We start from the raw sequence: 13,031 nt of genomic DNA on the forward strand, positions 1-13,031 counted from the left end.
TCGAGACAACTCAGGGCCGCCGAGCTCACCGACAAACGGACCCAACGGTGGGTGCCTGGCAGGGCGCGCAGGCCAAGGGCGGCTTCACCGGCCTGCGCCGCCACACCGGCACGGCCACACCGGCATGCACGGCCACACCGGCGCGCACGGCCACACCGGCGCGCGCGGCCACACCGGCGCGCGCGGCCACACCGGCGCGCGCGGCCACACCGGCGCGCGCGGCCACACCGGCGCGCGCGGCCACACCGGCGCGCGCGGCCACACCGGCGCGCGCGGCCACACCGGCGCGCGCGGTCATCGGCAAACAGGTTCACCGGTACGCGGCCGCGGCAAACGGGCTCGCTTGTGGCTGCGCGCTCAGAGGTCGGTGACGCGGATGCCGGCGTGGGCCTTGTACCGCTTGTTGATGGCGATCAGGTTGGCGGTGAACGCCTCGATCTGGTGGGCGTTGCGCAGCCGGCCGGCGTAGATGCCGCGCATCCCGGGGATCCGGGCGGCGAGTGCGCCGACCACGTCGACCAACTCGCGGTCCTCGGTGCAGATCAGCACGTCCAGGTCGATCCGGTCGACTTCGGGGTTGGCCAGCAGCGGAGCGCTGACGTGGTTGAACGCCGCGCAGACGCGGGAGTCGGGCAGCAACGCGGCGGCCTGCTGCACGGCGCTGCCCTCGGGGACGGTCAGCGCGTACGGGCCCTGCTTGTCGAAGCCGAGCGGGTTGACGCAGTCGACGACGATCGTGCCGGCGAGCGGTTCGGCGAGGGCGGCGACGGTCGCGGCGTGCCCGTCCCACGGCACCGCGATGATGACCACGTCGCTGCGGCGGGCCACCTCGTCGTTGGCGGCACCGGTGATGCTGGCGTCGGCCGGCATCCGGGGCAGGGCGGCGATCTCGGCGGCGGATTCGGCGGCGCGCTCCGCGGACCGGGAGCCGATCAGCACCGTCTGCCCGGCCCGGGCGAACCGGTAGGCGAGGCCGCGCCCCTGGTCGCCGGTGCCACCGATGATGCCGACCGTCAGCCCAGACACGTCGGGCAGCGTGCTCGCGTCGTATGCCATGGGCTCATCCTCGCAAACCGCCCGGTCCGGCAGCAGCGCCAGTCGCTGTGACAATCCCCGCTGCCGCCGGGTCGAGCCGGGTCGAGACGGCTCGAACAGGCCGCACGGGCGGCCGGGTCAGGCCAGCTCGAACAGGACCGTGCGGGCCGCCGGGTCGGCGGTGACCAGCCGGACCCGGACCCGTTCGCCGAGTGGGAGTTCGCCGAGGCAGCGGGCGCGTACCGGCGGGGCGTCCAGGGCCACCGTTCCGCCGGGCGGTCGGGGCCGGGAGCGGCCGTTCGGTGGGGCGTCCACGTCCAGCACCGCCGCGTCGAAGGTCTCGCCCACCCGGTGTGCCAGCAGCACCGCCTCGGCCAGCTCGACGGCGCCCCGGCTGGCCGCCGAGGCGGTCCGGTCGGTCGTGGCCATCACCTCGGGCAGTCGGGGCAGCGCGGCGCGCACCCAGTCGGGCACCGGCCGGCCCGCGTGCAGGGCCAGGCAGACCTCGGTGGCGTACCGGTCGGCCAGGCGCCGCAACGGCGCCGTGACGTGGGCGTACGCGGCGGCCACACCGCCGTGCTCCGGCTGCTCGGGCACCGTCCCGTCGAACGCGGTGTACGCCGCGCCGCGCATCAGCTCGGCCGCCTGGTCGATGAACGCGGCGGCTCGCGGCTGGGCGGCGTCCAGCCCGGCGATCACCTCGCCCGGGCCCGCGTCGTCCGGCCAGTGGACGCCCAGCGGCGCGGCGGCGGCCCGCAACCGCTGCACCGCCTCCGGCTTCGGTGCCGGCATGGTGCGCAGCAGGCCGATCCGGCCGGCGAGCATGATGTCGGCGGCAGCCATCCCGGTCAGCAGCGAGATCTGCGCGTTGTGCTCCTCCATGGGAACCGGGCCGCGCAGCACCAGGCGCCAGCCGTCGCCGTCGGGCTCCACGTCCTGCTCGGGCAGCGGCAGGTTGATGGCGCCTCGATGCAGGCCCCGGGCGGTCAGCCGGTCACCGATCTCGGGCAGCAGCGCGATCGGCTCGGGCAGCCGCCCGGCATCCGCCGCCGCCTGCACCCCGGTGTAGTCGAGCTTGGCCCGACTGCGGACCAGGGCGCGTTCCAGCTCGACGGCCACCGTGCCGCCGTCGGCGTCCAGGTCGATGGTCCAGACCACGGCGGCCCGGTCGTCGTCGGGCAGCAGGCTGGCGGCGCCTTCGCTGAGCGTCAGTGGGTGCAGCGGCACGTGCCCGTCGGGCAGGTAGATGGTCTGCCCCCGCCGCCAGGTCTCGGCCTCCAGCGCGCCACCCGGGTCGACGTGCGCGGCGACGTCCGCGATGGCGTACCGCACCCGGTAGCCGCCACCCGGGCGACGGGCGAGGTGCATCGCCTGGTCCAGGTCCCGGGAGGTGGCCGGGTCGACGGTCACGAACGGCACGTCGGTGCGATCGACGGGCGGCCGCGGCGGCGCGGCGGCCGCCTCGTCGGCCTCCTTCTGGGCGGCGGCCGGAAAGCCCTCGGGCAGGCTGAGTTCGCGGCGCAGCGCGCCGAAGTCGATGCGGGGCGCGAGTACGCGTCGGATGACCACGGGTCAATCCTGACAGCGCTGCCGGTGATCCGCTTCCGGTGACCGGCCGAGATTCCCGATTGGCGCGCCGGGAAGTGCCGAGTTGGGGGGGACCGATGATCAGCCGGTCGCCTTCCGGGCGGTGGTCCGGGTGCCGCGCGGGGCGGTGGCCCGGGCGGCGACCGGACGTGCCGGTGACTTGCGGGCGGTCACCTTGCGGGCCGGAGCCTTGGCCGCCACGGTCTTCTTCACTGGGGCCTTCTTCGCCACCGCCTTGCGGGTGGTGGTCGACGAAGTGGCGGTCGACTTCGCGGCCGGCGCCTTCTTCGCCGGGGCCTTGCGGGCGCCGAAGCTCGGGCCGGTGGACGCGGTCTTCTTCGCCGCCGTCTTCTTCGCCGGGGCCTTCTTGGCGGCCGTCTTCTTCGCGGTGGACGCCTTGGTCGCGGCCTTGCGCGCCGGCGCCTTCGCCGCGGCGGTGGTCTTCCTGGCCGCCGACGTGGTGGTCTTCTTCGCGGCGCCGGTGGTCTTCTTCGCGGCGCTGGTCGTCTTCTTCGCCGTGCCCGCGGTCTTCCTCGCCGTGCTGGCCGTGGTCTTCTTCGCGGCGGTGGTGGTCTTCTTCGCCGCCGACGCCGGGGCCCGCTTCGCGGCGGTGGTCGTCTTGCGGGTGGCGGCCGAGGCCTTCGCCGGCGCCTTCTTGGCCGCGGTGGAGGTCTTGGTGGCGGCCTTCTTCGCCGGGGCCTTGGCCGCCGTGGTGGTCTTCTTGGCCGGGGCACGCCCCGCCCCGCCGGCAGCCTTACGAGCCGGCGCCTTCGCCGCCGTCGTGGTGGACTTGCGCACGGGGGTGGTCCGGCTCGCTGCCGTGTTCCGCTCCGCCGCGGCGGTCTTTTTCGCGGTGGTACGCCGGGCGGCCGGGCGGGTGGTGGCCTGCTGTGCTTCGGCCATCGTGGTTCCCTCCTTGGGGACGTGCTCTCGCGTGCGTCCTCGCGGAGCACGAAATACCTCGGCGTGGGCCGTCCCGCGCCGTCTACCTGTCCTCCCCGGCCCAACGGGCGTCCTCGGCGTCCCACGCCTCGTTCCGCTCCTGCACCCGTTGCAGGGCGTTCTCCGCGTCGGCCGCCGAGTCGTACGGGCCGAGGACATGCCTCGCCGGGCACACGTCGGCGTCCGTCTCGACCCGGTGGTGTCGGGTGCACCAGTAGAACTGCCCACCACGTCCGCTGTCGCTCATGGGATCACTGTGCACCGCGATCCAGCCGGCCGCCACCGGATCGCACAAGTCGCCGACCTTCTCCACAGTAGATCCGCGTTCCGCGCCGCGGGCCTGAACGCCGAAAGAAGTGCAGGTGAGGCGGGTAGGACGAGGGTTTCCGCCGTACCGCCAGATGGTTTCGCTGACGCCGACGCGGCGTCGCGGGCCGGCGGTGGCCGGACGGTCCCGGCCTATGATCGCCCGATGGCGGTACCGGACTACATCCTGCGGATGCGCAAGCACGTCGGTCACGAGCTGCTGTGGTTGCCCAGCGTCAGCGCGGTGGTCCGCAACGACGCGGGTGAGCTGCTGCTCGGTCAGCGCGCCGACGACGGGCGCTGGTCGGTGGTCAGCGGGTTCGTCGAGCCGGGCGAGCAGCCGGCCACCGCGCTGGTCCGCGAGGTGCGGGAGGAGACGGGTCTGGACGTCGCGCCGGTGCGGCTGTCCAGCGTCGTCTCGCACCCGCACACGTATCCCAACGGGGACCACTGCGAGTACCTCAACCTGGGTTTCCTGTGCCGACTGGTGGCCGGCACCGCCCGGGTCAACGACGACGAGTCGCTGGCCGTGCGGTGGTTCCCGTTGGATCGGCTACCCGAGTTGGACAAGCACGCTCTGCTGGTCATCGCCTACGCGCTGCGCGAGAACCAGTTGGCCGGGTACCTGGAGCCGGGAACGACGTGGGACGACGTACCCAGCTGAGCTGCGCGGATCAGACCGACGACGGGGTCGGGGTCGGAGTTGGAGTTGACGCGAGGGCGACCGGCGCGGCGGGCGCCGACCGGGCCGCCCGGATGGCGTACGTGAGCGCGTAGGGCATGCACGCCAGGTAGAGCATGGGTTCCGCCAGCACGTGGTTGGTGATGATGTGGAAGATCTCCCATGGGATGGTGGGCCGGGGTAGGCCGATGTTCCAGTCCGTCCAGGCGGCGAAGAGCCACAGCGGCGCGGAGATCCAGTCGGCGGCGCTGTCCAATGGCGTCGCACCGCTGACCGGGCCAGCGCGACTGCCCGCCGAGATGGCGTCGAGAACGGCGCGGACCACCGCGAGGTCGGCGGCGGCGAGTGCGCCGAGGACGCCCACCCACCAGGCTGCGCGGAGGCGATTCCGGGCGGCGAGGCTCGCCGCCGCCCAGAGGGCCAGCGTCAGGCCGGCCAACCAGAGCAACAGCCCGGGCACGAGGGTGGCCATGCCGTCCGGGGAGATGGCAGACACGAACACGACCGCGGTCGCGCCGATGGGGAGCACCACGCCGAGCGCGATGCGCAGCGGGCCGTCGAGTGCGGTGTGCCGGGCCCAGCGCGCGGCGAACACCGCCAGCAGCACCGCCAACCCGACGGTGAGCGCCGTCCAGATCGGCTTCTGCGCCCGGTCCGACCAGCTCACTCCTGTCAGCCAGACCTGGATCGGGTACAAGGCGTACGCACTGACGACCACGATCCCGACGCAGGCGAGCGGGGACAGCAGCAACGCGGCCGCGGTGCGGCGGGCCCGACCGTGCATCATCGTGCGGTCGACGAGCGGGGCGCCGGCCCGGCTGACGGCGAGGCTCACCGCGAAGCCGACCATCTTCGTCCGGCGGCCGCTCTCGGCGAGCACGTGCAACTCGGCGGCCCATTCGCGGCGCAGGTCGTCACGGACGTCGGCCGGCCAGCGGCGCGCGGCCATCTCCAGCAGCAACTCGGCGGCCCGGCGGGTCACCACGCTGGCGCTCCGGTGGGCTCGGCGCCGCCCCAGGACGGACGACCGTCGGGGATCGCGGCGCGCAGGTCGGCGAGCGCCCGACGGGCCTGCGCCACCCCAACGGCCGTGAGCCGGTAGTAGCGGCGGGCCGGCCGCCCGGCCGCGACGGGGTCGATCGCCTCCCAGTCGGCGGCCAGCCAGCCGGCCGCCCGCAGCCGGTGCAGCACGGGGTAGAGGGTGCCGCTCGGCAGGCCCGTCATCCGCATCAGGTCCAGCCCGTACCGCTCCACGCCCGGCTCCGCGAGCAGTGCCGCCAGCACCTTCGCGACCGGAATGGTGATCCGCATCCGGCCACTGTATCGGATATCTACATAGGGGTGGGGATCCGTTCGACCGGGATCCACAGTTCCGCGTCCGCCTGGCTGCCGTCCGGTGACACCCGCACCCGGGAGATCTCCGGGCCGGGCCGGCTGCGGTACGGGTTGGACGGGAACCACTGGGTGAAGACGTCCCGCCACAGGTACTGCACCGCCTGCGGGAACGCGCCGGAGGTGGTGAAGACCGCCCACGTCCCGGCCTGCACCGGCAGCGCGTCCAGGTCGTCCGGCGGCGCGGAGCTGGTCACCACCCCGTGCCAGTAGTCCAGCTCGGTGCCCTCCGCCCGACTGCCGGCGAGGTTGTCGCTGACGTTGACGATGCCGGCCGGCTCCTGATCGGAGAGCGCCTCGATCCGCCCGACCGTCTCCCGGTCGATGCCCTTGATGAACGCGACGATCGCCGGGTTCATCCCCTCGTGCACCAGCGGGACCCGAGCCTTGCGCCCCACCAGCGCGAACGCGTCCTTGCTGACGATTCGGTACTCCATGCTGCCGCTCCCTTCGACGGTGAGACGGAAGGACATCCGGGGCTGGGCGCGCAGCGCCGCCCCCGTACGTCGGGCCTCGCCGGGCGCCACGCCGTGCACGGCCTGGAACGCACGGGCGAACGCCTCGGCCGAGCTGTAGCCGTAGCGCACCGCGATGTCGAGCAACGTCCGCTCCCCCGCCAGCACGTCCGCGCCGGCGACGGTGAGCCGACGCCGACGGATGTACTCCGACAACGGGATGCCGGCCAGCGCGGAGAACAGCCGCCGGAAGTGGTACTCCGACGTCACCGCGATCCGCGCCAGTTCGGCCACCTCGATCCGCTGGTCGAGGTGCCGCTCGATGTACGCCATGGCCTCGTTGAGCCGCTCCAGCACCCGGGCCTCCTTCCCTTTCGAGCACCGACGCTAGGCGGCGGGGTGGATGCGGCACCCGACATCTGATGCCCGCAATGGTCGGGTGGCGCCGACCCCCGGCTCGCCGGCCGCAGCCCAAGCCGCAGCCGCAGCGATCTCCGGTGTCGTACCCTGGCGGACTTTGATTCTTTCGGAGGTTGACGTGGCCGAGTATCCGCAGGACGTCGTGCACCGCTTCCACGCCAGCCCCGAGCAGGTGGGCGCCGGCCTGGTCGGGGATCCACCACGGACGTGGCAGTCGGTCGTCATCGAGGACTACGACCCGGCCTGGGCGAGTCGTTTCGTTGCTGCCCGCTCGGTGCTGACCGGGGCGCTGGGTGGCCTGGTCATCGGTGTGGAACACGTCGGGTCCACGTCGGTGCCGGGGCTGGCGGCCAAGCCCGTCGTCGACATCGACCTCGTCATCGAGGACACGACCGACGAGTCCCGTTACCTGCCCGCCCTGGAGCGGCTCGGGTACCGACTCGTCCTCCGGGAGCCGTGGTGGCACGGGCACCGGATGCTCGTCAGCCCCGCGGAGGACGTCAACCTGCACGTCTGGCCGCAGGGTGCGCCCGAACCCGTCCGGCACCGGCTCTTCCGCGACTGGCTGCGGTCGCATCCGGACGACCGGGAGCGGTACGCCACGACCAAGCGCCGCCTCGCGCGGGACACCGCGCAGCGGCCCGGCGACTACAGCCTGGCGAAGAACGACGTCATAGACGAGATCTACGCGCGCATCTTCGCCTCGTGACGCGGAATCGCCGGGGTCAGGGGACCGACTGTTGCATGATCCAGGTGGGCAGGGGGTCCGGCACGGAACGGACCACCTCCCAGCCGGCGCGGCGGTACAGCTCGACGTTGCCGGGATTGCTGGTCTCCAGGACCGCCGGCAGGCCGTCCACGGCGGCGCGGCGCAGTCCGGCGTTCATGACAGCGCGGCCCCAACGACGACCGGCGCTGTCGGGGTGGGTGCCCAGGACGCCGAGGTACCAGAACGGAGACTCCGGCAGCGCGGCGTGCACCGCCTCGTCGTAGGCGTGGACGCGGGCCAGGACGTCGGCGGGGAACTGCGCGGCAAGCGTGTCTTCGTGCGATTCGGGTTGGGTTACCGGGGGTTCCCAGATGGCGACCGAGGCGCCGTGCCCGACCGTCCAGATCGTCTCCTTGTTCACCCGCTTGTCGAAGAGGTGTCCGAAGAAGGCGGCGGCGTACCGCGGATAGGTCGCCTCGTCAGGAAACAGGTACCGCAGAACGGGGTCCTTGGTGAACGCGGCGACCAGCGAGCCGATCACCGCGCCACGGTCCGCCGGGGTGGCGATGGTGATCTCGGGTGCCGTCACAGCAGCCGATGCTATCGCGGGTCGCCAGGTGCGGAGGTGGCTGGTCGCTGGCGGCTGGTGGCCGGTGCTACCCGAACGTGAAGGCGTACGCCTCGGCGCCGGGCTCGCCGAACGTGATCTCCAGGGTCCGTTCGCGGACCGCGTCGTGCTGGCGTACGAGTTGGTAGAGGCGGCCTTCCCGGAGCAGGCCGTTGCCGTTCTCGTCGACGTCGACGCCGTGTGACGGACCCGGAGGTTCGCCGTCGACGAGCACACGGAACGGGATCGCCTCGCGCGCTCCGGGAGACAGCACGAGATGCGCGTCGCGTGCGTGGAACCGGAAGGCGACGCTCCCGCCGGCCTGGCCGAGCAGGGCCTTCTCAGGGCCGATCGACCACTCCCCCGCGAGGGCCCACTGGTTGAGGGCCAGGCTCTCGGGGACCTCGTAGGCGCGGCGTTCGTCGAGCACGGCGCCGTTCGGCGACGCGAAGTGTTCGCCGCGCTGGAAACCGAGGTACGTCTCGGGCGTACGCAGGTGGGCCCAGTCGGCCTCCGCCTCCACCCCGCGCCCGTCGACGGGAACGAGGTCGCGCTCGACGCCGAGCAGCTGCTGGATGACGCGCTCGGACTGCTCGTAGCGTCCCTCACCGAAGTGGTTGTCGCGGATGACGCCGTCCGTGTCGACGAAGTAGAGCGCCGGCCAGTAGTGGTTGTCGAAGGCGCTCCAGACCCCGTAGTCGTTGTCGACCGCGACCGGGTAGTCGATCCCGCGCACCGTGACCGCCGGTCGCACCCAGCCGATCTCGTGCTCGAACGAGAACTCCGGCGTGTGGACTCCGATGACGACCAACCCGTCGTCGCGGTAGGCCTGCGACCACGCACGGACGTACGGCTCCTGGCGCAGCCAGTTGATGCAGGTCAGTGTCCAGAAGTTCACGAGGACGACGCGGCCGCTCAGCTCGGCGGGGCTGAGCGGCTCGGAGTTGAGCCACTCGGTCGCCCCGCCGAACGAGGGCAGGTGCGGACGGCCGGACACGGTCATCTACCGGAGCGACCGGAAGGCGGCCCGCATCTCTTCCGAAAAGAGTTGCGGCTGTTCCCAGGCCGCGAAGTGCCCGCCCCTGTCCAGCCTGTTGTAGTGGATGAGATTGGGATACGCCTGCTCCGCCCAACTCTTCGGAGCCTGGTACAGCTCGTCGGGGAACACGCTCACGGCAACCGGGATGGAGACGCCCTTGGCCGCGAAGAAGGAGAGCTGGTTCTCCGCATACAGACGGGCCGAGGAAACTCCGGTGTTCGTCAGCCAGTAGAGCGAGATGTTCTCGAGGACGTCCTCCGGCGTGATGCCTCGGGGCTGCCCGGCGACGGACTCGGAGATGAGCTTCAGGCTGGCCACGTCATGGTCGAGCATGTAGGTCGCCAACGCGACAGGCGAATCCGCCAACCCGGTCAGCGTCTGCGCGCGCCCCATCTCGATGGCGTAGCCGGAATGCTTCCAGAAGAAGTCCGCCTGCTCACACGCGCGCCTCTCATCGTCCGAGAGATTGGACGGGAGCGAGTCGAGCGGACTGTTCGCACCGGTGATACCGGACTGGAGCAGCGCGTCGATGTCGGGCGGAAACACACCGGGCATGTTGGTGTGAATGCCGATCAGCTCCGGAGGCGCCTGCAGACCCATCAGATCCGAGATGAGCGCACCCCAGTCGCCGCCCTGCGCCACGTACCGCGTGTAGCCAAGGCGCTTCATCAGCTCGATCCAGGCGGTCGCGATGTGTTGCGGGTCCCAGCCGGGCATGCTCGGCTTGCCCGAGAATCCGTAGCCGGGCATCGACGGGATCACCAGATGGAAGGCATCCGAGGCGCTCGCGCCATGTTCCGTGGGATTGATGAGCGGGTCGATGATCTTCAGCTGCTCGATCACCGAGCCGGGCCACCCGTGCGTGATGAGGAGCGGCAGGGCGCCCTCATGCTTCGAGCGGACGTGGATGAAATGAATGTCGAGGCCGTCGATCTCGGTCATGAACTGCGGTAGGGCGTTCAGTCTCGCCTCGACCTTGCGCCAGTCGTACTCTTTCTCCCAATAACGCGCGAGCGTCTGTATCGTCGCAAGCTGCACGCCCTGCGACTGATCCGGCACGGTCTCCTTTTCCGGCCAACGGGTGGCCGCGATGCGCGCACGCATCGCCTTGATTTCCGCCTCGGGGACTTCGACCTTGAACGGCCGGATTTCCGTGGTGCCTGGTCGCGTCATGGTTTTGACAGCCATGCGTGCCTTCCTCTCCGCTTGAGCTCGTTGGAGGGCATGTTCGACAAAGGCGCTGACCGGAAGTATGTGCCAGTTCGACAAGGCACGCCGACGCCATATGTCGGAGCCTAGAACGGTCGACCCTTTGGTCGCGGCCATACGAGCAGTCGCCGCTGAAACGCATACGGTTTTCCATCGACGCATTCGGCACAGACAGTTCGAGGCGGGTTGTGCGCGCACCCGAGAAAGGCAGCGGGCCAGCCACCCCGGTGTGCGGGTGACTGGCCTGCTGGGCGACGGACGAGTCAACCTGTACGCCGGATTCTGAACACTACAAGCGCTCTGAGCTGCGGAAATACCCCTGATCATGAGTGTCAGGGCGTGCCCCAGGGCGCCACCCTCATGCCCGGATGGGAAGAGGTTGTCGATGGCCTGCCGGGTTCGTTCCTCGCTCGCCGGCATGAGGTGCGTATACACCCGGAGGGTGAAACCGGGGTCGGTGTGTCCGAGGTAGGACGCCAGGGCCTTGATGCTCTCCCCCGCGTTTAGCAGCGCCGAGGCGTAGAAGTGCCGTAGCGCGTGCATCCCTGTGGCGCGGTTCGGAACGATGCCGGCCGCAGCGACCGCGGGACGCCAGGCGCGTTCCTCGAAGGTGCTGCGGCGGATCGCGGCGTTCCGGGTAGTGGTGAGGACCAGGGCGATAAGTCCGCTGGTCCTCGCTGGCCGGGTCCTCCCACGGAAGTGTTATCTCGACGGGCGGGAACCGATTGAGGTGCGCTCGAAGTGCTCGCGCGACGGAGCCGGGCAGCGGCACTCGGCGGTCCCGGTCAGTCTTGGGCAGGCCGAATACCAGCCGGGAGCGAACGAATTTGACCTGGCGGACGACGTGCAGCCAGCCCGCGTCGAAGTCGATGTCATCGACGGAGAGACCGAGAATTTCGCCCTGACGGAGCCCGCAACCGGCGCCCAGGTCCACGGCCACCCGGTACCGCTCGGCGAAGGCAGGCAGCGCCACCACGAGAGTTGATCGGAGAGTTGACCAGACGTGCAGGCAGGCGATCCCGGGCTGAAGCCTCTCAACGCGTACGGACCGAGGTCGGCCGAGCCACCCCCGACGGCAGGCGAGTTTTGGCATCCAGGTTTGCGTCAATCAGTTGCTCGGTGGTTAGGCCAAACACATCGCTCAGATTCACACCGCGCAGGTCCGCGTCGCGCAGATCCGCGTCGCGCAGGTATGCGCCGCGCAGGTCCGCGTCGCGCAGGTCCGCGCCGAGCAGCTTCGCGCCGCTGAGGTCTGCGTCGCCCAAGTCTGCGCCGTTGAAGTGCGCGTTACCCAGGTGCGTGTCGCGCAGGTCCGCGTCGCTGAGGTCCGCTTCGCGCAGGTCCGCGCCGCCCAGGTCCGCTTCGCGCAGGTCCGCGCCGTCCAGTTGTGCGGCGGTCAGGTCCGCGCCGCCCATCGTCGCGCCGCCCATCGTCGCGCCGTTCAGCTGTGCGCCGGACAGGTCGCTGTAGTTCAGGTTGGCGTCGACCAGGTCCGCGTGGTCCAGCAGCGCGTAGCTCAGGTCCGCGGTGCTCAGCGATGTGTCGCTTAGGTCTGCGCCAGTCAGGTTTGCGCGGCTCAGGCTCGCGCCGGTCAGGACCGCGCCACTCAGGTCCGCATCGACCAAGTGGGCATTGTCCAGCCCAAGCAACGTGCCGGACAGGTCTAGGCGGCGATTGCCTTCAGCCTTCGGACTGGGCCGTCGGGCCAGGACAACGATCGCTGCGAGCACGTCTGGTGTAGACGAGGCCACCCTTTCCGGGCGCCCTTCTACGGGCCAGGGGGCGGCGTGGGTACGCACGAATGCGCAGAGTACTTCGATCACCGTGGGTTCGTCCGCCGATGAGTCCCGCATCAGACGTTCGAGGGCGTAGATGCCACCGAGACGGATGGATAACTTGTTGTTACCCTCTTGGCCGAGCTGGTCGATCCCGGTACTGAACCTCTCCGCGACCTGGCCCTGGATCGCCACCTGCTGCTGTTTGCGGTTCGCGTCGTTGGTGTAGAACAGCCCCGCCGCGACCAGGAGCACCGACACGATGCTGCCCACAGCCGTAGCACTGGTGCGCCAATCCGGCCTGACCGCCACGGTGATCGGCTCTCGGGCACCACCCAGCGAAAGCCGCTGCTCGCCGCGGCGCAAACGAGCCCGACCGGCCGTCATCAAGTCCGCATTAGCAACGCGTCGCAGCTGGCGGCGCGGTCGAGGCGGATCAGCAGACGGTGTTTGCCCACTCGCCCAGCCCTCCCGCGCCGCACTCCATCGATCACGGAAACTCGGCACGGTGTCCATTGGACAGCTCCAGCGCCACCAGGGCCAGGGCGGATTGTCGGAGCTAGTGCGACCACCCGACGACATCTACCGAGCGATCCCACAAGGGGCGTGGTCCTTGATATCGGGGCGGTTTCGATCACGGGGAGTATGAAGCGGCCCCGCCCACCCTTAGGGGCGGGCGGGGTGCTCCCTGTCCGGGCTGGATGCGGTTACAGGCGGTTCTTCACCGTGGTCTTCACGGTGCCGGCGTCCGTCGCGGTTGCCTCGCACGTCAGGCTCAATGCATAGCGCGTTTAGCCCAGCAGCGGCGTCGTCATCGTGTCAGTTGACGGTCCCGCTCACCGCGTAACCGTTCTCGATCTCCCACGTCTCCTG

14 protein-coding genes and 2 pseudogenes are annotated in these 13,031 nt (G+C 70.8%); 2 read left to right on the top strand and 14 right to left on the bottom strand.

Annotated features, from left to right (window positions below; all coding sequences use genetic code 11):
- Positions 1 to 25 precede the first annotated feature (25 nt).
- The 5 genes from BUS84_RS39935 to BUS84_RS15450 form a co-directional block, all read right to left on the bottom strand.
- Entirely contained in the window at positions 26 to 298 is a 273-nt protein-coding gene (locus BUS84_RS39935) for a hypothetical protein (RefSeq protein ID WP_084757484.1), read from the bottom strand.
- A 59-nt stretch (positions 299 to 357) separates the two neighbouring features.
- Complete coding sequence (gene npdG / locus BUS84_RS15435) at positions 358 to 1,056, bottom strand: NADPH-dependent F420 reductase (RefSeq protein WP_074318821.1); 699 nt, start codon at positions 1,054 to 1,056, stop codon at positions 358 to 360.
- A 117-nt stretch (positions 1,057 to 1,173) separates the two neighbouring features.
- On the bottom strand, positions 1,174 to 2,604 hold the full coding sequence (locus tag BUS84_RS15440) for an RNB domain-containing ribonuclease (protein ID WP_074313283.1): 1,431 nt from the start codon (positions 2,602 to 2,604) through the stop codon (positions 1,174 to 1,176).
- A 99-nt stretch (positions 2,605 to 2,703) separates the two neighbouring features.
- The gene (locus tag BUS84_RS15445; RefSeq protein ID WP_074313285.1) at positions 2,704 to 3,525 is read right to left on the bottom strand and encodes a hypothetical protein; all 822 of its coding nucleotides are present in this window, start codon (positions 3,523 to 3,525) and stop codon (positions 2,704 to 2,706) included.
- Between the two features lie 82 nt (positions 3,526 to 3,607).
- Positions 3,608 to 3,811, bottom strand: coding sequence for a hypothetical protein (locus BUS84_RS15450; RefSeq protein WP_074318822.1), 204 nt, complete (start codon positions 3,809 to 3,811; stop codon positions 3,608 to 3,610).
- 225 nt (positions 3,812 to 4,036) lie between these two features.
- Here BUS84_RS15450 and BUS84_RS15455 point away from each other — a divergent pair, with 225 nt between their 5' ends.
- Complete coding sequence (locus tag BUS84_RS15455) at positions 4,037 to 4,534, top strand: NUDIX hydrolase (protein WP_074313287.1); 498 nt, start codon at positions 4,037 to 4,039, stop codon at positions 4,532 to 4,534.
- A gap of 10 nt (positions 4,535 to 4,544) precedes the next feature.
- Here the strand turns inward: BUS84_RS15455 and BUS84_RS15460 are convergent, their stop codons facing one another.
- The 3 genes from BUS84_RS15460 to BUS84_RS15470 are packed head-to-tail and all read right to left on the bottom strand — an operon-like array spanning position 4,545 to position 6,756.
- Positions 4,545 to 5,537, bottom strand: coding sequence for a hypothetical protein (locus tag BUS84_RS15460; RefSeq protein WP_244298586.1), 993 nt, complete (start codon positions 5,535 to 5,537; stop codon positions 4,545 to 4,547).
- A complete protein-coding gene (locus BUS84_RS15465; protein WP_074313289.1) occupies positions 5,531 to 5,863 on the bottom strand; it encodes a PadR family transcriptional regulator in 333 nt (110 codons plus the stop codon). The genes BUS84_RS15460 and BUS84_RS15465 overlap by 7 nt, the downstream gene beginning before the upstream one ends.
- 20 nt (positions 5,864 to 5,883) lie before the next feature.
- Positions 5,884 to 6,756: an AraC family transcriptional regulator gene (locus BUS84_RS15470; RefSeq protein WP_074313291.1), complete on the bottom strand. Its 873-nt coding sequence runs from the start codon at positions 6,754 to 6,756 to the stop codon at positions 5,884 to 5,886.
- A gap of 181 nt (positions 6,757 to 6,937) precedes the next feature.
- Between BUS84_RS15470 and BUS84_RS15475 the strand changes: the two genes are divergently transcribed.
- On the top strand, positions 6,938 to 7,528 hold the full coding sequence (locus BUS84_RS15475) for a GrpB family protein (protein WP_074313293.1): 591 nt from the start codon (positions 6,938 to 6,940) through the stop codon (positions 7,526 to 7,528).
- A gap of 16 nt (positions 7,529 to 7,544) precedes the next feature.
- Here BUS84_RS15475 and BUS84_RS15480 read toward each other — a convergent pair whose 3' ends face one another.
- From BUS84_RS15480 to BUS84_RS36675, 6 genes and pseudogenes are all read right to left on the bottom strand, one after another.
- The gene (locus BUS84_RS15480) at positions 7,545 to 8,117 is read right to left on the bottom strand and encodes a GNAT family N-acetyltransferase (protein WP_074313295.1); all 573 of its coding nucleotides are present in this window, start codon (positions 8,115 to 8,117) and stop codon (positions 7,545 to 7,547) included.
- 67 nt (positions 8,118 to 8,184) lie between these two features.
- The gene (locus tag BUS84_RS15485) at positions 8,185 to 9,132 is read right to left on the bottom strand and encodes a redoxin domain-containing protein (RefSeq protein WP_244298587.1); all 948 of its coding nucleotides are present in this window, start codon (positions 9,130 to 9,132) and stop codon (positions 8,185 to 8,187) included.
- Positions 9,133 to 9,138: 6 nt separating this feature from the next.
- The gene (locus BUS84_RS15490) at positions 9,139 to 10,362 is read right to left on the bottom strand and encodes an epoxide hydrolase family protein (RefSeq protein ID WP_074318824.1); all 1,224 of its coding nucleotides are present in this window, start codon (positions 10,360 to 10,362) and stop codon (positions 9,139 to 9,141) included.
- A 498-nt stretch (positions 10,363 to 10,860) separates the two neighbouring features.
- A pseudogene (locus BUS84_RS40680) lies at positions 10,861 to 11,043 on the bottom strand (site-specific integrase); the annotation flags it as partial.
- 124 nt (positions 11,044 to 11,167) lie between these two features.
- Positions 11,168 to 11,476 (bottom strand): annotated as a pseudogene (locus tag BUS84_RS40685) (site-specific integrase); the annotation flags it as partial.
- On the bottom strand, positions 11,418 to 12,413 hold the full coding sequence (locus tag BUS84_RS36675) for a pentapeptide repeat-containing protein (RefSeq protein ID WP_208869678.1): 996 nt from the start codon (positions 12,411 to 12,413) through the stop codon (positions 11,418 to 11,420). The gene BUS84_RS36675 and the pseudogene BUS84_RS40685, both read right to left, overlap by 59 nt.
- Positions 12,414 to 13,031: the final 618 nt, after the last annotated feature.

This window comes from Micromonospora cremea, from assembly GCF_900143515.1.
In the GTDB taxonomy this organism is placed as follows: Bacteria; Actinomycetota; Actinomycetes; order Mycobacteriales; family Micromonosporaceae; genus Micromonospora; species Micromonospora cremea.